The following is a 21,109-nucleotide window of genomic DNA, read 5'->3' on the forward strand; positions in this document are numbered from 1 at the left end:
TTTTAAGCCTTAAAAAATTTAATTGATTCTAAAAATTCGTTCATGAAAAAATAAAATAATCACGGCTCCGATGGTAATGGCACTGTCTGCAATATTGAATACTGGACTAAAAAAAGTACCTTGTTTGCCACCTATCAACGGGATGCTTTCTGGTATGGAATAATCAAAAAGTGGGAAGTAAAGCATATCTACCACACAACCCTGAAAAAGTGGTGCATAGCCACTAAAATCTGCTTTTGAAACACCTGGGTAAAAGCGATTCCAATCTTGGATTTCGGGATTCCATGTGGTGCCAGTGTCAAATATCAGCCCGTAGAATGTGCTGTCTAAAACATTGCCCAGCGCACCTGCCAGTAGAAGCCCAGCAGTCCAGTTGAAAAGAGGTTTTTGCATTTTCTTGCCCTGATGTGAGATGAAATATATCATTGCAAAAATGAAAACCCAGCGAGAAATGGCTAAAATAGTTTTCCCGATTGTCCCGCCCCAGTTCATGCCATAGGCCATGCCAGGGTTTTCTACAAACAATAAGTGAAACCAATCTTGAAAAACCGTAACACTTTCTCCGATTTCAAAATTGGTTTTGATGTAAAATTTAGACAATTGGTCTAGCACCACAATAACGATGGTGATTATGGTTATTTTTTTCAAAATTAAAATTTTAGTTATTGGCGATTTTTAGCTTCAATGCTCAAAGTTGCATGGGGAACTAGTTTGAGTCTTTCTTTACTAATTAATTTCCCTGTTTCCCGACAGATTCCATAAGTTTTATTTTCAATTCGGCTCAATGCATTCCGAAGACTTCTAATGAATTTCTCTTGCCTTGCCGCCAATTGAGCGTTTTGCTCTTTGCTCATAGTTTCTGAACCTTCTTCAAAAGCCTTGAACGTGGGCGAAGTGTCATCTGTCCCATTATTTTGATTATTGATAAAAGATTCGCGTACAATTTGCAAATCATGCTCTGCTTTTTCGATTTTTTCTAGAATTAAGGCTTTAAATTCTGCCAATTCTGTATCTGAATAACGTACTTTTTCTGAACTCATTTTTATTTTTTTTCAATGGAAATCTTTACTCCAATATCGTCAATTTCAATGGAATTTCCAACATTTATATTTTTAAATTCAATCTCATCGGTTAAAGTTTCTTCGCAGATATATTCTTTATTTTTTTCTACCGTTTTTTGAAGTTTTTCGTTAGGTTCAATGAAAACTTGAATTCTATCGGTTACCTCTAGCCCAGATTCTTTTCGAATGTTTTGAATACGATTTACTAATTCCCTTGAGATTCCTTCCAAAATTAAGTTTTCATTTAATTCTGTATCTAAAGCCACTGTTAAATTTCCATCGTTGGCTACTACCCAACCTTGGATATCTTTGGTTTTCACCTCAAAATCATTCATCGGCAAGAGATGTTTTTGCCCATCTACTTCGATTTCAAATTCAGCATTTCTCTCTAATTGTTGAATATCGGCATGGCTCATTTGTGAAATAGCTTGTGCCACTGCTTTCATTTCTTTACCAAATTTAGGTCCTAAACTCTTAAAGTTTGGTTTTACTTCTTTGACTAAAATATCAGCTGCTTCATCATTGCTTATGATTTGTACCTCTTTCACATTCACTTCATGTTTTAGCAACTCTGCAATGGCATTCAGGCGTTCTTTAGTTGTTTCATCGCCAGCAGGAATCATCACTTTTTGTAATGGCTGGCGAACTTTTAGGTTTGCTTGTTTTCTCAATGAAAACAGTAAACTAGTCGCACGTTGCGCTAAATGTGTTCTTTCTTGCAGCTCTTCATCTATTGCTTCTAGATCTGCCACCGGGAATTGAGATAAATGTACTGATGTTTCATTCCCCTCCACCGAGGTTAAATCACGGTAAAGTTGATCCATGAAAAACGGTGCAATCGGGGAAGCTAATTGAGTAATATTTTTCAGCACCTGATAAAGCGTTTGATAAGCTGAAATTTTATCCTCGGTATAGTCGCCTTTCCAGAAGCGTCTTCGATTCAAGCGCACATACCAATTGCTCAAATTGTCATCTACAAATTCTTGAATCGCTCGAGCAACGCGTGTCGGTTCATAATCAGTATAGAATGCATCCGTTTTCTGAATCAATGAATTTAGTTCAGATAAAATCCAACGATCTAACTCTGGGCGGTTCTCTAATGGAACTTGCTCTTCTTGATTTCTGAATCCATCTACATTGGCATAAAGTGCAAAAAACGAATAGGTATTATATAATGTCCCAAAGAATTTTCTTCTCACTTCATCAATTCCTTCTAAATCAAATTTCAAGTTTTCCCACGGTTGTGCATTAGAAATCATATACCAGCGTGTGGCATCTGGGCCATAAACAGCCAAGGTTTCGAACGGGTCTACAGCGTTGCCCAATCGTTTAGACATTTTTTGTCCGTTTTTATCTAAAACCAAACCGTTTGAAACCACGTTTTTATACGTCAAGCGATCAAAAACCAAGGTGCCAATGGCATGCAACGTGTAAAACCAACCACGAGTTTGGTCTACGCCTTCTGCAATAAAGTCTGCGGGGGCGATTTCCTCTAGTTTCTTATCTGTATTGAACGGGTAATGCCACTGTGCATAAGGCATGGCTCCAGAGTCAAACCAGACATCAATCAAGTCACTTTCTCGCTTCATTGGCTTGCCTGAATTTGAAATCAGCGTGATATTATCTACAATATTTTTGTGCAAATCTATTTTTTCGTAATTTTCTTCTGAAAAATCATTCGGAACAAAATTTTCAAAAGGATTATTTTTTTGCACTCCTGCTTTTTGTGCTTTTTCGATTTCAATCATCAGCTGAGCTACTGAACCAATAATAATTTCTTCTTTCCCGTCTTCTGTTCGCCAAATCGGTAACGGAATTCCCCAGTATCTAGAGCGTGATAAATTCCAATCTTTGGCTTCTGCCAACCAATTACCGAATCGCCCTTCTCCAGTGGATTTCGGCTTCCAATTAATTTGATTGTTCAATTCTACCAATCGTTGTCTTTTCTCTGAAATTTTAATAAACCATGAATCTAACGGATAATATAAAACTGGCTTATCTGTTCGCCAGCAGTGGGGGTAATTGTGCTTATATTTTTCTACATGAAAGGCTTTATTTTGCTCTTTCAGTTCAATAGCAATTTCTACATCTGCAGATTTATCTGGCACTTTATCGTCCTCATAATATTCATTTTTCACATATTTGCCAGCATATTTCTCAGGCATTGTTTCTATGAATTTCCCTTGTAAATCAACCAAGGGAACTGGGTTTTGATTCTCATCAAGCACCAGCATTGGTGGAATTTCGTTTTCTTCTGCCACTTTGGCATCGTCTGCACCAAAAGTTGGTGCTGTGTGTACAATACCTGTACCATCCTCGGTGCTCACAAAGTCACCATGAATTACTCGAAAGGCTTTATCAGCATTCTGATACGGTTGTGCCCAAGCTAATAATTGCTCATATTTTGTATCGAGTAAATCTGCTCCTTTAAATTCTTGAACAATTTGGTAAGGAATTTCTTTATCTCCAGCCTTATAATTATTTAAATCTGCTGTATTTTCAGCTTTTTTATACGCTTTGCCAAATTGTTTCCCGACCAAGCTTTTCGCTAAAATGACAGAAATAGGTTCAAAAGTATATTGATTGAAGGTTTCTACTAAAGCATAATCGATATTTTTAGCGACGGTCAATGCTGTGTTAGAAGGCAGCGTCCAAGGTGTGGTAGTCCAAGCTAATAAATAAATGGAATTTTCTAAGCCTTTAAAAATTTTATTGGAATCTTTAATGACCTTGAACTGAGCAACAATCGTCGTATCTGAAACGTCTTTGTATGTCCCAGGCATATTAAGCTCATGCGAGCTCAAGCCAGTCCCTGCTTTGGGTGAATAGGGCTGAATAGTATAGCCTTTGTACATCAATCCTTTGTCATAAATTTCTTTGAGCAACCACCACACCGATTCCATATACTTAGGTTGGTAAGTAATATAGGGATCTTCTAAATCTACCCAATAGCCAATCTTTTCTGTCAGCTCGTTCCACACATCTGTATAGCGCATCACCGCTTCTCTACAAGCTTTGTTGTAATCTTCTATAGAAATTTTGGCTCCAATATCTTCTTTGGTGATGCCTAATTCTTTTTCTACACCCAATTCCACGGGCAGCCCATGGGTGTCCCAGCCAGCTTTTCTCTTCACTTGCTTGCCTTTTAGCGTCTGGTAGCGGCAAAATATATCTTTGACCGAACGTGCCAAAACGTGGTGTATTCCTGGCATTCCGTTGGCTGATGGAGGCCCTTCGTAGAACAAAAAAGTTTCATTCCCTTCACGGGTTTGAATGCTTTTTTCAAAGGTTTTATCCTTATTCCAAAATGAAAGTACGTCTTCTGCTACTTTCGCTAAATTTAATTCTTTGTATTCTGGGAATTTTTTCTGCATCATATTCCTAATTCAAGATTTGCGAATTTACTAAACATAAATGAACTTTAACTTGTTGTGCATTTGAAAAAAAACACAAAAAAGTTGCTCATGAAATTAAATAAACTAACTTATTCTATTAATAAACAATGCATTAAATGTATGGAAAACTTTATTTAAAACCACAAAATTATTTTAATTAATTTATAGCTTATTTAAAAATTTGATGGATTCAATTGCCAAACACTTCAAATAAGCTATTCAAAAATCAAAAAAAACTCAAAATTTCTGAGTTTTTTTTAAGGCTTAAATTTTTTCAACCTTTATTTTTTTTAAGGCTTAAAAAATTCTCACATTTTTCTCAAATTCCTGATACGCCAAAGCTAATTTTTCAGCTGGGTTGGCTTTTATTTTCATCTTTTCTGAGAACATTTCTAGCGATTTAACTTCTTGATTTGAATTCAGGTAAACAAACTCCAAATCTGAATTTCCCTCTATCAAAAAATCTCTGATTTCATTCATATTTTGGTTGAATTCCACCAAATTGTAAACACCACTTTCCTTGTTCCCGAAAATAAACTGCTGTAAATTTTCAATCAAAGAAGGTAGGTGAATGAATGGTCTTATTTGATTTCCGTTGCCGTAAATTTTGATTTTTTTGTAAATCAATGCCTCCATCATCAATTTATTGATTACAGAATCCATTCTCAGCATCGGATTATAGCCAAAAACATTACCCAAACGCAAGAGATATATTTGTGATTTTTTTTCTAAAATTTTTAAATAATTTTCGGCATTTAATTTAGAAGAGCCATAATAATTCATGGGTTCTGGTGGTGTATTTTCGGTAACATTTTGCTTGAATCCGTACACGGCTGCAGAACTGGCAAAAATCACTTTTTGGGGTGGGAATTTTTCTAATAAATTGAACAAAACCACTGTCCCGTAATGGTTTACTTGCTCATATTTATAATTGTCTTGGTAATTGAACGGAGAATCCACATGAGCCGCCAAATGAATCACAATATCTTGATTCTTCACCACTTTTTCTAACTCATAAATATTCAGAATATCACCTTTTGCAAATATTGTTTTATTCAAATTTTCACCTTGTGTGAAGAAATTGAAATTCTTTTTGTACAAATTATCAAAAACGGTGATTTTTGTAACAGATTCATTTTTATCTAATGATTGCACTAAAGAATAACCAATGTACCCTGCTCCTCCTGTGATTAAAATTCTCATGTTTTTTATTTGTTTAAATGGATGCCACATTCGCTTTTTTTGCTGCCATACCATCTGCCGTTTCTTTCCATTTCAGTATCAATATTGGTGGTGCAAGGCATACAACCGATGCTCAAAAATCCTTTAGTCTCCAGCGGATGTTTGGGCAAATGATGTTGCTGAGCGTATTCATAAATCATCTTGGAATTCCAGTCTAAAATCGGATGAAATTTCACTACGCCACTTGCCAAAATTTCCTCTTCGTTCAATGTAGCTCTGAATTTGGTTTGATCTCTTCGCAAACCAGCAATCCAAATATCGTATTTTTCAATCGCATCATTCAGTGGTTCTACCTTATTAATATGGCAACAATATTCAGGGTTGTTGGCAAACAAGAACTCTCCACTTGTTGCAATTTGCTGGTTTTTAGCCGTTTTACTCTGCACGTTCACAAGTCGAAATCCCCAATCTTCAGCAATTTGATTTCTGAAAGCGTAAGTTTCTGGGAAATGAAATCCTGTGTCTATAAAAAGTACATCTATGCTGGGCAAAGCACGTGTAGCGATATGCAAAAGCGGCAAACTATGCGACTGAAAAGAAGATGTTATGCACAGTTTATTCCCGTTTTGATGGTAGTTTAATAATTGATTTTGAATTTTTTCTACAGCCTTATTTATTTCCATAATTCAAAGATAAAATTAGTGAATTTATTTCATTTTTTTAGGCTATTTTTTTTAAGGCTTAAAAAATTCTTGATCTCACACTTTTATAATGATTTAATTTGGTCGCATCCCGTAGTGCTCGATATTTTTCTTTTTTATTATAAATTAAATTATATGATTCAGCCATAAACACCTATTATTCAAATTTTTAAACAAAAAAAATCATTTTTTTTGTTTAAGCCCATTTTTTTTAATATCAATTATAATTTATGATTTTTAGTGAAATTTTTATGAAATGAATAATTTATTCGGAATGAAATAGTTATATTTGCCGCCGCTTAGCGACATAGGGATAAGCTTAAAAATTAATTATTTAATCATTTCTCTCAATTTTAAGATGTTGTCGTATTTTCCCAAGCATCGGCATTGAGATACAAACTTTTTTTATTATGTCTGAACAGACTAAAGAAACGGAAGCTACGTCTTCTGCAAATTCCCAAGAAAACAAAGCTCAAGCTGTTAAAAATCAACCAAAAGAGGAAAGAGAGTTGGTCAACGCCAGCCCTTCCCAAGAGGATTTCGACTGGGAGTCTTTTGAAAGTGGCCTGAACGAGGAGGATCGTAAGGAGAAAGCTGAACTCGAGGAAATGTATGAAAACACACTTGATGAACTGAATGAAAATGAGGTTTTTAAAGGAAAAGTGGTTCGTATAACTGACAAAGAGGCAATCGTGGATATCGACTTCAAATCTGAAGGAGTTATTTCTTTGAATGAATTCCGCTATAACCCTGATTTGAAAGTGGGTGATGAAGTGGAGGTAATGGTAGACCAACGTGAAGATAAAAATGGTCAATTACAGCTTTCTCATAGAAAAGCAAGAACTTTAAACGCTTGGGATCATGTGAATAAAGCAAACCAAAGCGGTGAAATCGTTCAGGGTAACATCAAAGCGAGAACAAAAGGTGGTATGATTGTGGATGTTTTTGGCATTGAGGCTTTTTTACCAGGTTCACAAATCGATGTGAAGCCAATCCGCGACTATGAGCAATTCGTAGGTAAAAACATGGAGTTCAAGGTAGTGAAAATAAACCCTGAATTTAAAAACGTGGTGGTATCTCACAAAGCTTTAATCGAAGCTGATATCGAGGAGCAGAAGAAAGAAATCATTGGTCAGCTGGAAAAAGGCCAAGTACTGCAAGGTGTGGTGAAAAACATCACTTCTTATGGCGTGTTTGTAGACCTAGGCGGTATTGATGGATTAATCCATATTACAGATCTTTCTTGGAGCAGAATCAATCACCCAAATGAGGTCGTAGAAGTAGATGATGAAATCAATGTTGTAATCCTTGATTTTGATGAAGATAAAACAAGAATTCAACTGGGGGTAAAACAATTAGAAGCTCATCCATGGGAAGCGTTAGACCAAAATATTGCTGTCGGAGATAAAATCAAAGGTAAAGTAGTTGTGCTTGCTGACTATGGTGCTTTTGTAGAAGTAGCCCCAGGAGTAGAAGGCTTGATTCACGTTTCTGAAATGAGCTGGAGTACACATTTGCGTTCCGCTCAAGACTTCGTTCAAGTAGGAGATGAAGTAGAAGCTGTTGTCTTAAGTGTTGACAGAGAAGAGCGTAAGATGTCTCTTGGTATGAAACAATTAATGCCAGACCCTTGGACTGACATTACTTCAAAATATCCAGTAGATTCTAAGCATACTGGTACCGTAAGAAACTTCACTAACTTTGGTATTTTCGTAGAATTAGAGGAAGGAGTTGATGGATTGATTTACATTTCTGATCTTTCTTGGACTCAGAAAATCAAGCACCCTTCAGAATTCTGTAGCGTTGGAGACAAACTAGAAGTTGTTGTGCTAGAACTAGACGTAGAAGCTCGCCGATTAAGCTTAGGCCACAAGCAATTAGAAGATAACCCTTGGAGTGTTTATGAAACTAAATATGCCATTGGCACTGAACACACTGGTAACGCCTATAATGTGTTTGACAAAGGTGCTAAAGTAAGATTTGAAGATGAAGAAATCGATGCTTTTGCCCCTGCTAGAACATTGGATAAAGAAGATGGTGGACGTGTAGAACAAGGTGAAGATATAAACTTCAAAGTAATTGAATTCAATAAAGAATTTAAGCGTGTAGTTGTTTCTCATTCAGCCACTTATAAAGACGAAGAAATGAAACAGGTGAAAAAAGCTCTAGAAAATCAAACGCAAGAAAGAGCTACACTTGGTGACTTGGATGGTCTTGCTGCACTGAAAGAAAAAATGGAAAACAACGAATAATTGTTTTTCTTTTCTCTAAAAATTTAGCCACCCAAAAGGTGGCTTTTTTTTATCTCAGCTCAGAAACTTTACAATCTTCCACATCTTTCATCTTTCCAGAGTAAGTTTCTCGGTACTTATGCAATGTCTCAAAAGGAATCCCATATAGCGTTCGCTGAATTTTGGTCACCTTAGTGCTCAAAGCTCCCATTTTTGGATGAAAACGAACCTCATTTGTTGTTTTTCTTTTAATTTTTAAAGGCTTTAGAATTTTTTTCATAATGCAAATTTAAGAAATCTGAATGTATCTCTGTTTGAAATTAAAATCATTAATTTCATCTAGAATTTTTTTCACTCGTTTTTATCTATTTTTTTTAAGCCTTAGAGAATTTTTAAAAACTTATATTAAAACAGAGCTTCTCCCTCACAATTTAGTCATTCCCAAAGCTAACGAAGAAATAATCTTAATCTTAAAATTCATAAATCATTAAAAAAGTTGTACCTTTGCCAGCTCAAAATTAGAAAGGTTCCTTTTACTAAAATATTCTTCGTTCAATATCGGTTGTAGAATTTTTTTTCAGTCAAAACTTTTCTACAACATTTTTATTTTATGAAAAACAAACCAAATTCAAGACTTAAGAAAAGTCAAGGTCGAAAATTTTCTGACCAAAAAGGGAAAGCAAGACCCCCAAAAGATAGAAGGAGAAGAGGAAGAGGAAAATCTTCTTCCAAAAAAATAAAAAAACTGGATTTAAGTCCAGAACGCTTTCAGCACGTAGGCAAACCTATAGAAGAAATCAAATATCAACCCAAGTACAGCTACAAGGAGTTTCCGCTACACCCTGATTTATTAAAAAACTTGCTACAGCTTGGCTATATTCAGCCGACAGAAATTCAAGAAAAATCCTTTGAGCCAATCACTAATATTCAAGATGTTTTAGCCATAGCCAATACTGGGACTGGGAAAACAGCTGCTTTTTTAATTCCCACGATCAACAGTATGTTGTATAGTGACACGCGATTTTCTTGCTTGATTTTGGTTCCTACCCGCGAATTAGCAGAGCAAGTCGAAGCAGAATTTAAAGCTATTTCTAGAGGATTAAAACTTTTTGGAACTTCATTCATCGGCGGGACTAGCATCAAGAAAGATTTGAAAACCTTGCAAAAACCTTTTGATTTTGTGATTGGTACACCAGGTCGTTTGATAGATTTAGCCAACCGAAAAGCCTTAAAATTCAATGACTTTTCAATTTTAATTTTAGATGAATTTGACCGCATGCTTGATATGGGCTTTAGCCAAGATGTACTAGAAATCAATCGCCAACTGACACAGAAAGATCAAACTTTGCTTTTCTCTGCTACACTCGCTGAAAATCAAAAAGAAATCATCACACAATTCGTCAAAAATCCTATAAAAATTCATGTAAGCAGCGGTAAGGCAACAGCAGAACATATTGACCAAGATGTCGTTTTCTTCAATCGAAGAAATAAATTTGACAAGCTGATTGATTTAATTTCTCAGAAAGATTTTGAAAAAGTTTTAATCTTCTCTGAAACCAAACAGAGTGTTTCTGAAATTACAAAAAAATTAAAACAAAATAAATTTAAAGTCGATGAAATTCATGGTGATAAATCTCAAAATTACCGAAAATTTGCACTCAAGGACTTCAAGCGTGGAAAAATTAATATCTTAGTCGCTACTGATGTAGCTGCCCGTGGCCTAGACATCTCTGATGTGACGCACGTCATCAATTACCAAATTCCACAAGATTATGAAACCTACATCCACCGTATTGGGCGAACGGGGCGCGCAGGAAAAAAAGGAAACGCATTTACGTTCTACGAAGAGAAAAAATCGAATTAAATTTCTCTAAAGGCTTAAAAATTTTTTTCAAGCCTTTTTTATTTTTCATTTCTTCCGCTGAACGACTTGGTACAATTCAAAGTTTAAAATAAGTGAAAGATCTGTCTCCTTGATATTAAACGGGTTAGAAGACCTTCCATGAGCCAACCGAGATGGTACTAAAATCAAACCTTGAAAATTCACATAAGGCTCTTCATCGGCTTTTTTCTCAGAAGATTTAAATTTTTTCAAGCCTTCGATAATAGATTTAACTTCATAAGAATCAGCCTCTTTGGTGGTGTGATAAAAAACAGGATCCCACTCAGGCAAACCAGTACTATTCACCGTAGATACAATCGTAGCAGGTAGATAATAGACTGAGTCTTTCTGCTCCAATGCCTTGAGTAACTGCAAATTATACTGAATTAATATTTTATCTGTCTGGTTATCGCTAATTGAACGCCCCGCGGCTTGATGCTTTGGGTTTTTCACAACATAATAGCCCTCTGGCGCCTTCTCTGCCAATTCCTTTAGCGGTGTGTAGTGGTCATCACTTTTATCTTTTGAACTAAAAACCTTTACACTTCCATCTTCTGCGAAATAATGTTCCTCCAAGTATTTCACCAAAGCTCTGTCATCGATTTTGTTTTGCTTATTTTGGCTAATAAAAAAACCTGGCCTGTCCTCTGAACAGCTCCAAAAAACGAAAACAGCTAAAAGCAAAAATCCTAATTTCTTTAAATCCATATTTCTATTTTAATTTGAAAAGTACAAATATAAATAATTCAAAGCTTTCAACTAAACTCAACAAGCAGTTAAATTTTTAAAGGCTTAAAAAAATTTAATTCCACTGAGAAACAATAAAACACTTTTTCTTTAAACTTCTTACCTTTGTTACCAGTATTTTTTTTAACTCCTCTATGGAAACAAATATGCGGATTGATAAATTTCTGTGGTGTGTACGCTATTTCAAAACCCGAAGCCTTGCTACAGAAGTTGTGAAAAAAAACAGAGTTTGGGTCAACGGAGAGCTGGCAAAACCATCTAAAGACGTATTGGTAGGCGACTGCATAAAGCTTCGCAAAAATCAAATTTTCTATGAATTTGAGGTTTTGAAAATTCCTTCTAGCCGAATGGGTGCTAAATTGGTAGGACTTCACATCAAAGATTTAACCGACAAAAAACAACTCGAGGAACTGAAAATCAGGCAGACTGACCAAAATTATTACCGCCAAAAAGGCGAAGGTCGACCAACTAAAAAAGATCGTCGAGAGCTTGATGATTTTATGGCTGATTTTGATGATTTTTAAAGGCTTGTAAAATTTCTCCCACTACTTTTTCTAAAGGCTGATGCTCGGTAGAAAGAGTCACTTTTGCTTGTTCATAGAAAATACGGCGTTCAAAAAGATGTTTCGCTATAAACTCAGGTAAATCTTCTTTACTGAGGTGAGCCACCAAAGGTCTTTCTTTGATTTTAGGGGAAATTCGCTGCGCCAGCTGCTGTGGATTAGCTCTCAAATATACCGAAAATGAATTTTGATTAATGAGTTCCATATTATTATAAAAAACAGGCGTCCCGCCACCCGTGCTGAGAATTGCTTTTTCATGCTTTTGGAAAAATATTTTCAAATATTGGTTCTCTTTTTTTCGGAAGTAAATTTCCCCTTTTTCTTTGAATAGGATTGGGATAGGCTGTTGCTCTTTTTCTTCTATAAATTCATCTAAATCAACAAATTGAACATTTAATTCCTGAGCCAATTTTTTACCTATGGTTGATTTCCCAGCTCCCATGTAACCCACTAATGTCAAGACCATTTTTATTATTTTAGAAAAATAAAAGTAATATTTTTTTGTGTAATTTTAAAAAGCTCTTATATTTGCAATCCGAAAAGAAAAAAGTAAGGCGACTCGGTAGCTCAGCTGGTAGAGCACAACACTTTTAATGTTGGGGTCCTGGGTTCGAACCCCAGCCGAGTCACATTTTTATAACTTCTCTGCTCTACCCTATTTTAAAATCATTTATTTCTATCTAAACTTTCGAAGCAAAAAAATTAAGTTTTTCTGACTTTACTTTTTCTTTATTTGTTTGATTTCATGCTGATGCTGAAAAAACTTGTTTATGATTAATGGAATAGAGATTTAAACCAATCTTCAACAAGCATTGATTTCTTTTAAGCTTTAAAAAATTATAGCTGAAATCTGCTAAATTTGAATACTTTTCCCTTGCCACTGCGTGGAGTATGCACAGAATTATTAAATTTTTTTTATACTTTTGTGAGTTTCAATTATTTTCATTTATTTCTATGACGATTATTCAATTAGAATATGTGTTGGCTGTGGCTGAGAGTAAGAATTTTACACTCGCGGCGAAAAAAGCGTATGTGACGCAGCCGACGCTGAGCATGCAAATCCAAAAGCTGGAATCGGAACTGGGTGTTGATATTTTTGATAGAAGTACGCACCCGATTCGGGTAACGAAAATAGGTGAAAAGATTTTAGCTCAAGCTAAAACGATTCTCAATGAGGTGCAGCGAATGCCTGCGATTGTAAATGAGGAGAAAACAAATCTGAGCGGTGATTTTCGCTTGGGAGTAATTCCAACGGTTTTGCCAACTTTGGTACCGCTTTTTTATAAAATTTTTAATAAAAAATTCAAGCATGCAAACCTCATCATGCAAGAGATGAAGACTGAGGAAATATTAATCTCACTACGAGAAAATACCATTGATTTTGGCATTGCGGTAACACCCCTACTTCAACCTGATATGGTGGAGGAATTGCTATACTATGAGCCAATGTTGGCCTTTGTGCCAGAGGGGCATCGCTTGAGTCAAAGAAAGAATATAAGCGAGGAAGATTTGGACATTAGAGATTTGATTTTGCTAGAGGAAGGGCATTGCTTCAGGAATAATGTGCTGTCGATTTGTCACCATTTTCAGCAGCAAGAAGAGAAAAGTTTGATGATAGAGAGTGGGAGCTTTCAGACGTTAATTAAATTAGCTAAAGATGGTTTTGGGATGACTGTTTTGCCTGCGCTAGCTGTAAATGACCTGAAAATGGAGGACAAAAATTTCATAAAACCTTTTAAAAATCCAGTCCCAACGCGAGAGGTGAGTTTAATTTACCACAATAGCCAACTCCGCATGAGTTTTGCTAAAGAATTGAAAAATCTGATTCGCAGTGTGTTGCGTGGCATGATTTTTCTTGAATCGGAACGAAATACGTTACCTTATCTTAATAAATAATTTTTTTTAGACTAAAAAACAAAGGCTTTTTATTTATCTTCATTAACTAAAATTCTATTTTTATTTTGAAATTTAACAAAAGAAACTTTTTTAAACGACTTGGCTTAGGTTTACTGAGCTTGATTTTGATTTTAGTACTAGCGACGCTAAGTTTGCGTTTGCCAAGTGTACAAAATTTTGTGAAAGGCAAAGTGATTCACTTTGTTCAAGATAAAATTGGCACACCAATTTCGCTAGAGCGTGTCTATGTGAACTTCCCCAACGGGCTGGAATTGCAAAATCTATACGTAGAGGGGCAAAATAGAGATACAATTTTGCTGGTAAAAAACCTCAATGTAGGCTTAGCGATACCCAAGTTACTAGACAATCAGGCTCAATTTACTTCGATTGAACTGAATGGTTTGGTGGCTTTTGTGAAGCGTGATAATAATGGAAATTTTAATTTTGACTACATCGTCGATGCTTTTGGTACGACGGAAGAGAAGTCTTCAAAACCTTTCATCATCAATCTAGATAAGATTGATTTGAGGAATATCCGCCTGAATTATAGCGATGCAATAACTCAATACCAAACGCAAGTGATTTTTAAAGCACTAAAGACGCGTTTTAAGAATTTTGATTTGCAAGAGAATGATTACGCTCTCGGAGATTTGTATATGGAGGGTCTGCGACTGAAACTCAAGCAAGATATTTTGCAAGAAGCCTCTAAAAAAGTGGAGAAAAAAGTAGATTCACTATCGGCTCAAAGCCCATTAAAGCTAGATTTAAACGGAATTGAACTAGTTGATTTTGACATTGATTATAAAGATGAAATCACTAAAACTTATGTGAAAGTAAAGTTTGATGAACTGTTAAGCGAAATTAAACGGCTAGATGTAGAGAAAAGTAGTTTCGTACTGGATGATTTTGTGCTGAAAAATGCTAAAATCAAGGCTGATTTGTTTTTAGCCAGTGAAGATTCTGAAACCAAAAATTCAGAAACCAATCCAACTAACCCCTTGCATTTGGCTGTAAATGATTTTGATTTAGAGAACATTAATGTTCTATACAATAATACGGCAACTACTCCACAGAAAAAAGGAATTGACTTCAATCATTTAGACATTAAAAATCTGAATTTCAGTGTCTCTGATTTTGAAATGAAAGATTCTGAGATAAAGGGTGAAATTAATAAAGGTAATTTTGAGGAAAAAAGTGGACTGGTTCTCCAAAAACTTCAAACAGACTTTGAATATACTCAAAAAAATATAAGGCTTAAAAATTTTTTGCTAGAAACACCTAATTCTCTGCTAAAAAATCGTTTTGAAATTTCCTATCATTCTTTAGAGGATTTGACTAAAAATCCAGGGATGGCTCAACTTGATTTAAATTTAGAAAAATCTAAAATTGGATTTGAAGATATTCAGATTTTGGCACCCGAGGTTTCCAATCAAAAAATATTCAAAAATTACCCAAATGCTTCGCTAGCTCTTAATGCTAAAGTAAATGGCTTGGTGGATGATTTGAATATTGAGGAACTATCGGCATCAGGCTTAGATGATTTTCAGTTGAAAGCAAACGGAAGCATCAAAAACGCAACGAAACCTGAAAATTTATCTTATAATGTAAATCTTATCCGCCTGCATGCTCAAGAAAAAACACTTCGCCGAGTTTTGCCTGCTGAGGCGCTGCCAAACAATCTTTCTCTACCTGAAAAAATCACTACCAAAGGGAAATTGAAAGGGAATACAGAGCAAGTTGATACAGAACTTAACATTAATTCTACCGATGGCGATGCGCTATTAGCCGGCATCATAAACTGGGGAAAATCAGAGACTTATGATTTAGATTTAGAAACAACGAATCTAAATTTAGGAAAAATTATTCAAAACCCAGATTTGGGCAAAATGAGCGGGGCAATAAAGGTAGAAGGCAATGGCTTTGATTTAACTTCTGCTACAGCAAAAATTTCAGGGAATATTGAGCATTTTTTCTACAATCAATATAATTACAGCCAAATTGAGCTAAAGGGTAACATTGAAAATTCTAGGTTTAATTTAAATCTATTCTCAAATGACCCTGCGGCACGTTTAAATTTAGCAGTCAGTGGAGTTTACAACGATAAAAATCCACAAGCTAAAATAGATGGTGTCATTAATAAATTGGATTTCAATAAATTAAACTTCTATGATGAAGCACTGATTATTGCTGGGAGAGTTAGTGGAAGTTTTGAAAATTTAAATCCTGATGAGCTCAATGGGAATTTATATTTGAGGGATTTTGCCGTGTCTGACACTCAAAATGTTTATCCTATTCAGGATATTCAGATTTTAGCAAAAAATACGTCAGATTTTAATTTATTACAGCTGAATTCATCTTTTGCTGATGCAAAATTGGAGGGGAAATATCGTGTTTCACAAATTTTTCAAGCCTTAGAAAAAACTTTAAATCAATATTATCCATTTTTTAAAAATTCTAAAGGCTTAGAAAATATTGACCCTCATCAGTTTTTTCATTTTTCGGTAGAAATAAAAAATGATAATCTTCTAAAGAATTTGATTCCAAACTTAAATTCCTTTGAGCCTATTTCTATCTCTGGAGATTTCAATGCTGATTTTCAAAAAATCATCCTCAATGCAGAGATTCCTCAGGTGGACTATGCTGGAAATGAAATCAATAATGCTAATCTAAATATTGACAATGTAAACCAAGCTTTGGTTTTCCAGGTCAAGTGGGATGAGCTGAAATCTGGACGGTTTAAAATTTTAAATTCATCACTAGAGGGCTCGGTGAAAGATCAGCAAATTTTATATTCTTTTTCTTCTAAAGACCAAAATCAAAATATCGCCTATGCTATTGACGGAAGTGCACAGCGACTGGATGAAGTTTTTCAGCTATCCCTCAGCCCTGGGCAATTGGTGCTGAACGGAGAAAACTGGCATGTGGAGCATGATAATCAAATCACGGTGCACCCCGAAGGAATTAATGCTCAAAATTTCAAACTCTCGCACGGGAATAGCTTTCTCTCTTTGGAGTCTAGTGGTTCTGCTCCATTTTCACCGTTGCGTCTAGATATTGAGGACTTTAAACTTGAAACGCTCACAGCTCTAGCTCAGCAAGATACGCTACTGGCTAAAGGTATTTTGAACGGAAGTTTTGAGCTGAAAAATTTAATGAAATCTCCTCAAGTTAATGGGAATTTAAAAGTAGATAGTTTGCAGGTTTTCAATGCTCCTTTGGGGCATTTGGATGTGAATTTAAATCAAAGATCGGCAGAACATATAAATACACAAATAGAGCTGAAAGGAAATGGAAATCAAGTGAATCTGGATGGAAATTACAATTTAGTAAATGATGACTTAAACTTTGAATTATTGATTGACCGCTTGAATATGACTAGTATTCAAGGATTTACAGCTCAGCAAATAAAAGAGGCAGAGGGTTTCTTATCAGGTAATTTAGAGATTTTTGGCAAGTCTGATTCGCCTTCCATCCACGGAAAATTAAAATTCAATGATGTAGGTATGTTTGTGACTACATTGGGAACTAAGTTTCAGGGTATGAATGATGAGTTGCTGTTTCAGCCAAAGGGAATTGAAGTCAATCAGTTCAGCATATTTGATAAAGATAAAAATCAAATGTTGCTTGACGGAACTATTTTCACTCAAAAATACCAAGATTTTTCTTTTGATTTACGTTTGACTGCTAAAGACTTTAAAATCGTCGATGCTGAAAAAAATAGTGAAAATTTAGTCGGCGGTGTACTTTCTGTTGACACTGATTTGGCCATCAAAGGTGATTTAGATTTGCCTAAAATAGGCGGAAATATAAATATTGATAAGCCTACAGATTTTAGCTTTACGATACCGCAAAGCAGCCCCAGTTTGAAGAAAAGAGAAGGCGTTGTAGAATTCATAGACCAAGACCAAGTTGTCTTAAATCAAAGCTTAAAAAAGGATAGTGTTGATAGAACTTCACGCATCAAAGGCTTAGATGTTGCCGTAGACATTCATGTGAAAAAAGAAGCTAAACTCTCCATTATTGTAGACCAAGCAACGGGTGATTTTATACAATTGCAAGGAGAGGCTGAGCTTTCTGGGGGTATTGACCCTTCAGGAAAAACGAGTCTAACGGGTATTTACGAGGTTAACGAAGGAGCTTACCAATTAAATATCAATTTATTACAAAGAAAATTTAATATCCAGAAAGGCAGCACTATCACATGGGCAGGAGACCCGCTCTCTGCCAATATTGACATCACAGCGGTTTACAAAACTGAAACCGCTCCTATTGATTTGCTAGAACAGCAAATTTCAGGATTAAATGGTGCAAGTTTGAATATTTATAAACAGAAGATTCCTTTCAATACATTACTGATGATGAAAGGAGATTTGATGAAACCTGAAATTTCGTTTGACATCAATGTCGATGGAAATAATGCTGGTGTAGCAACGGAGGTAATTGATAATACTAAAACAAAGCTTTCGCTCATCAGAAATGATAGCAATGAGATGAACAAACAAGTTTTTGCCTTGCTTCTACTCAACCGCTTTATTGGTGAAAATCCCTTCCAAAGCAATTCAGGTCTATCGCCAGAATCGATGGCACGCCAAAGCGTGAGCCGCATTTTATCTGAGCAATTAAATCAATTAGCTTCTGATTTGATTGATGGCGTGGACTTAAATTTTGATTTAGAAAGTCGTGAGGACTATACCACTGGTAAAAAACAAAATCGTACAGATTTAAATGTTTCTTTAAGTAAAAGATTGCTCGATGATCGCCTGAAAGTCACCGTGGGCAATAAATTTGGTGTGGAAGGCGAAGCACGCACCAATGAAGATATGACCAACATCGCTGGTGAAATTTCATTAGACTATAGCCTCTCGCGCGACGGCAAGTACATTTTGAGAGCTTACAGGAAGAATGAGTACCAAGTTGCACTTCAAGGTCAAGTGATAGAGACAGGCTTAGGTTTTATCATCACTTTAGAATACAATGATTTTGCTGAAATCTTTAGAAAAACGAAAAATCCTAAAAGCAATTAAATTTTTAAAGCCTTAAAAAAAATTCCCTTCAGAATGAATACAAAAGCATTTTATAAAATTTCTTTTCTCACCCTTTACAGCTTGATTTTTTTCAACTTTTTCTCTTGCCAAGGAACTAGAGGACTCGCTGAAAATGAAAAACTCTACACGGGAGCCAAAATCAACATTGATGATGCGCATATTTCTAAAAAAGAAAAAAAAGAATTAAAAAAAGGCATCGAAGACAATTTAACCCCAAAACCCAACGCTAGCCTCCTAGGTATGCGCCCGCGTGTGGCTATTCACAATATGATTTCAGAGCCAGAGAAACCAAAAGGTTTTTGGTATTGGCTGAAGTACAAAGTCGGTGAGAAACCAGTTTTGCTCAGCGATGTTAACCGAGAATTTAACCGAGATATCATCGTTAATTATTCTGAGAACAAAGGCTACTTCAATACCAAAGCTAAATTTGACACGCTAACCAAAGGGAAAAAAGCTGAAATCGTTTACAACGTCAATCCTGATTATCGTTATTTCATCAGGAATGTACGCTTCCCGTCTGATTCAACTTTGGTAGAAAAAGCTATCGCAGAAACACACGCAGAAACTTTACTCAAAAGCGGAGATGCCTTTGATTTAGATGTTATAAAAAATGAAAGGGAGCGAATTGATAACGAATTAATACAGAAAGGTTTCTACTTTTTCCATCCCGATAACATCATTGTACAAGCTGATTCTACAGTGACCGATCTACACGAAGTTGAGTTAATCTTAAAAGTCAAAGATGATGCTCCTCAGCTTTCACGCCAAGCCTTTACCATCGACCAAACGGTAGTTTTCACAGACTATGATTTAGATGAAGCTCAAAGAAACAATTACGGAATCCCCGCTAATTTAGATGGTTTAGAAATGTATAATGATAAATTTTTCATCGACCCTAATAATAAATTTAATCCAAAAATTTTTGATAATTCTTTACCCTTCAAACGTGGCGATTTGTACAACCGTAAAGACCACAATATTGCACTGAATCGACTCATTAGCTTAGGCGTTTTCAAATTCGTGAAAAATCAATTCATCATTTCAGATAGCTTAAATCATAAATTTGATGCTTATTATTTATTAACACCTAAAAAATTTAAATCCTTACGATTAGAAACTTTAGGTAAAACAAATTCAGATAATTTTGTAGGTGGAGAAGTGAATTTAAACTGGTCTCATCTCAATCTATTCCGTGGTGCAGAACATTTTACGGCATCAATTTTCAGCGCATTTGATTACCAGCTTGGCGGCCCCGAGAACTCCAATAACCTCTTTCGCTACGGTACACGTATGAGTTTAGTTGTTCCTCGGCTTTGGGTACCATTTTTCAAACCTCAGCCTGGCGGTTCATTTTTGCCCAAAACGCAGATTACAACAGGGTATGAATTTCAGAAGAGGACTAAACTTTACACTTTAGGTAATTACAATTTCTCTTTTGGCTACTATTGGAAAGAAAATTTAAAGAAAGAACATGAGTTCAATCCCTTTGTGGCCTCATACGTTTCGGCTTCTAACGTCACTGAAAATTACCGCCGACAAATTGGAAAAAACCCTTACCTGCAGAGAGTTATAGAAAATCAATTGATTTTTGGACCCAATTATACTTTCACTTTTACCAACACAATGCTACCTCAAAAAAACACCTTCTATTACCAAGGTAAAGTTGATTTATCAGGAAATCTCTCTGGTCTAATCACGGGTGCCAATGCAAAAAAAGATAAGCAAGTTAAGTTCTTCAATGTTGCGTTCAGCCAATACGCCAAAATCGAAAATGACTTTCGATTTTTCCACAAAATCAGTTCGCACAGCAGCATTGCTTCGCGCCTAATTGCTGGGGTAGCTTATCCTTATGGTAATTCTTTAGAAATCCCATTTTCAAAGCAGTTTTTTGCAGGCGGCAGCAGCAGTATTCGGGCATTCCGTGCCAGGACTTTAGGCCCTGGGAGCTTTGATTCTAGGAACAATCAAAACACCTTTTTCTATGACCAGACAGGTGATATAAAATTGGAATTAAATACAGAATTTCGCTTTCCGGTTTATAAATTCGTTCATGCAGCCTTATTTGCAGATGCAGGGAACGTTTGGCTCGTAAACAAAAATGCAGAACGCCCGGGCGGAGAGTTTACCAAAAATTTTATCAAAGAAATTGCCGTAGGTGCGGGCGTGGGCTTGAGATTAGATTTCTCTGTGCTGGTATTGCGCTTGGACTTAGCCACTCCTGTTAGAAAACCTTACTTAGAAGAAGGCAAACGCTGGATGTTTGATAAAATTAATTTTAATGACAAGAATTGGAGAAAAGATAATTTAATTCTAAACATTGCCATCGGGTATCCTTTTTAATTTTTTTTTAAAGGCTTAAAAAATTTTTACCCCAATTTTTCTTTTCAATCATTATATTCGGAAAAC

The 21,109-nt window shown here is 35.6% G+C and carries 14 protein-coding genes and 1 tRNA gene; 7 read left to right on the forward strand and 8 right to left on the reverse strand.

Going from position 1 to position 21,109, the window contains the following annotated elements:
• Positions 1-18: 18 nt before the first annotated feature.
• The 5 genes from QOX03_RS06645 to QOX03_RS06665 form a co-directional block, all read right to left on the reverse strand.
• Positions 19-648, reverse strand: a complete 630-nt coding sequence (locus tag QOX03_RS06645) for a lipoprotein signal peptidase (RefSeq protein ID WP_283670515.1) — start codon at positions 646-648, stop codon at positions 19-21.
• Positions 649-662: 14 nt separating this feature from the next.
• Entirely contained in the window at positions 663-1,040 is a 378-nt protein-coding gene (locus QOX03_RS06650; protein ID WP_119058284.1) for a TraR/DksA family transcriptional regulator, read from the reverse strand.
• Positions 1,041-1,042: 2 nt separating this feature from the next.
• Complete coding sequence (gene ileS / locus QOX03_RS06655; RefSeq protein WP_283671749.1) at positions 1,043-4,435, reverse strand: isoleucine--tRNA ligase; 3,393 nt, start codon at positions 4,433-4,435, stop codon at positions 1,043-1,045.
• 318 nt (positions 4,436-4,753) lie between these two features.
• Entirely contained in the window at positions 4,754-5,659 is a 906-nt protein-coding gene (locus tag QOX03_RS06660; protein WP_283670516.1) for an NAD-dependent epimerase/dehydratase family protein, read from the reverse strand.
• 5 nt (positions 5,660-5,664) lie between these two features.
• Entirely contained in the window at positions 5,665-6,321 is a 657-nt protein-coding gene (locus tag QOX03_RS06665; RefSeq protein WP_283670517.1) for a phosphoadenylyl-sulfate reductase, read from the reverse strand.
• Positions 6,322-6,749: 428 nt separating this feature from the next.
• Between QOX03_RS06665 and rpsA the strand changes: the two genes are divergently transcribed.
• The gene (gene rpsA / locus QOX03_RS06670; protein ID WP_283670518.1) at positions 6,750-8,591 is read left to right on the forward strand and encodes a 30S ribosomal protein S1; all 1,842 of its coding nucleotides are present in this window, start codon (positions 6,750-6,752) and stop codon (positions 8,589-8,591) included.
• A 49-nt stretch (positions 8,592-8,640) separates the two neighbouring features.
• Here the strand turns inward: rpsA and QOX03_RS06675 are convergent, their stop codons facing one another.
• Positions 8,641-8,850, reverse strand: a complete 210-nt coding sequence (locus QOX03_RS06675) for a hypothetical protein (RefSeq protein ID WP_119058280.1) — start codon at positions 8,848-8,850, stop codon at positions 8,641-8,643.
• Positions 8,851-9,180: 330 nt separating this feature from the next.
• Here QOX03_RS06675 and QOX03_RS06680 point away from each other — a divergent pair, with 330 nt between their 5' ends.
• Complete coding sequence (locus QOX03_RS06680; protein ID WP_283670519.1) at positions 9,181-10,434, forward strand: DEAD/DEAH box helicase; 1,254 nt, start codon at positions 9,181-9,183, stop codon at positions 10,432-10,434.
• Between the two features lie 45 nt (positions 10,435-10,479).
• On the opposite strand, the gene QOX03_RS06685 is transcribed toward QOX03_RS06680, so the two are convergent.
• Positions 10,480-11,160 carry a hypothetical protein gene (locus tag QOX03_RS06685; protein ID WP_283670520.1) on the reverse strand — a complete coding sequence of 227 codons (681 nt, stop codon included), beginning with the start codon at positions 11,158-11,160 and terminating at the stop codon, positions 10,480-10,482.
• 185 nt (positions 11,161-11,345) lie between these two features.
• Here QOX03_RS06685 and QOX03_RS06690 point away from each other — a divergent pair, with 185 nt between their 5' ends.
• Positions 11,346-11,723 (forward strand): RNA-binding S4 domain-containing protein, encoded by a 378-nt coding sequence (locus QOX03_RS06690; protein ID WP_283670521.1) that lies wholly within the window; start codon positions 11,346-11,348, stop codon positions 11,721-11,723.
• On the opposite strand, the gene QOX03_RS06695 is transcribed toward QOX03_RS06690, so the two are convergent.
• Entirely contained in the window at positions 11,698-12,228 is a 531-nt protein-coding gene (locus tag QOX03_RS06695; protein ID WP_283670522.1) for a shikimate kinase, read from the reverse strand. The genes QOX03_RS06690 and QOX03_RS06695 overlap by 26 nt on opposite strands.
• A 90-nt stretch (positions 12,229-12,318) precedes the next feature.
• Here QOX03_RS06695 and QOX03_RS06700 point away from each other — a divergent pair.
• From QOX03_RS06700 to tamL, 4 genes are all read left to right on the forward strand, one after another.
• Positions 12,319-12,391: transfer RNA gene (locus QOX03_RS06700), tRNA-Lys, on the forward strand.
• A gap of 325 nt (positions 12,392-12,716) precedes the next feature.
• Positions 12,717-13,658, forward strand: coding sequence for a hydrogen peroxide-inducible genes activator (locus QOX03_RS06705; RefSeq protein ID WP_119059582.1), 942 nt, complete (start codon positions 12,717-12,719; stop codon positions 13,656-13,658).
• A gap of 65 nt (positions 13,659-13,723) precedes the next feature.
• Positions 13,724-18,682 carry a translocation/assembly module TamB domain-containing protein gene (locus QOX03_RS06710; RefSeq protein WP_283670523.1) on the forward strand — a complete coding sequence of 1,653 codons (4,959 nt, stop codon included), beginning with the start codon at positions 13,724-13,726 and terminating at the stop codon, positions 18,680-18,682.
• Positions 18,683-18,715: 33 nt separating this feature from the next.
• Positions 18,716-21,043, forward strand: a complete 2,328-nt coding sequence (gene tamL / locus QOX03_RS06715; RefSeq protein ID WP_283670524.1) for a translocation and assembly module lipoprotein TamL — start codon at positions 18,716-18,718, stop codon at positions 21,041-21,043.
• Positions 21,044-21,109 lie beyond the last annotated feature (66 nt).

Source organism: Candidatus Ornithobacterium hominis (genome assembly GCF_951229915.1).
Lineage (GTDB): Bacteria > Bacteroidota > Bacteroidia > Flavobacteriales > Weeksellaceae > Ornithobacterium > Ornithobacterium hominis.

What these genes read in the sequence shown, in the direction of transcription:
- QOX03_RS06650 (WP_119058284.1), bottom strand. Translation starts at nt 1,040, where the DNA reads ATGAGTTCAGAAAAAGTACGTTATTCAGATACAGAATTGGCAGAATTT.
- ileS (WP_283671749.1), bottom strand. Translation starts at nt 4,435, where the DNA reads ATGCAGAAAAAATTCCCAGAATACAAAGAATTAAATTTAGCGAAAGTA.
- QOX03_RS06660 (WP_283670516.1), bottom strand. Translation starts at nt 5,659, where the DNA reads ATGAGAATTTTAATCACAGGAGGAGCAGGGTACATTGGTTATTCTTTA.
- QOX03_RS06665 (WP_283670517.1), bottom strand. Translation starts at nt 6,321, where the DNA reads ATGGAAATAAATAAGGCTGTAGAAAAAATTCAAAATCAATTATTAAAC.
- rpsA (WP_283670518.1), top strand. Translation starts at nt 6,750, where the DNA reads ATGTCTGAACAGACTAAAGAAACGGAAGCTACGTCTTCTGCAAATTCC.
- QOX03_RS06675 (WP_119058280.1), bottom strand. Translation starts at nt 8,850, where the DNA reads ATGAAAAAAATTCTAAAGCCTTTAAAAATTAAAAGAAAAACAACAAAT.
- QOX03_RS06680 (WP_283670519.1), top strand. Translation starts at nt 9,181, where the DNA reads ATGAAAAACAAACCAAATTCAAGACTTAAGAAAAGTCAAGGTCGAAAA.
- QOX03_RS06685 (WP_283670520.1), bottom strand. Translation starts at nt 11,160, where the DNA reads ATGGATTTAAAGAAATTAGGATTTTTGCTTTTAGCTGTTTTCGTTTTT.
- QOX03_RS06690 (WP_283670521.1), top strand. Translation starts at nt 11,346, where the DNA reads ATGCGGATTGATAAATTTCTGTGGTGTGTACGCTATTTCAAAACCCGA.
- QOX03_RS06695 (WP_283670522.1), bottom strand. Translation starts at nt 12,228, where the DNA reads ATGGTCTTGACATTAGTGGGTTACATGGGAGCTGGGAAATCAACCATA.
- QOX03_RS06705 (WP_119059582.1), top strand. Translation starts at nt 12,717, where the DNA reads ATGACGATTATTCAATTAGAATATGTGTTGGCTGTGGCTGAGAGTAAG.
- tamL (WP_283670524.1), top strand. Translation starts at nt 18,716, where the DNA reads ATGAATACAAAAGCATTTTATAAAATTTCTTTTCTCACCCTTTACAGC.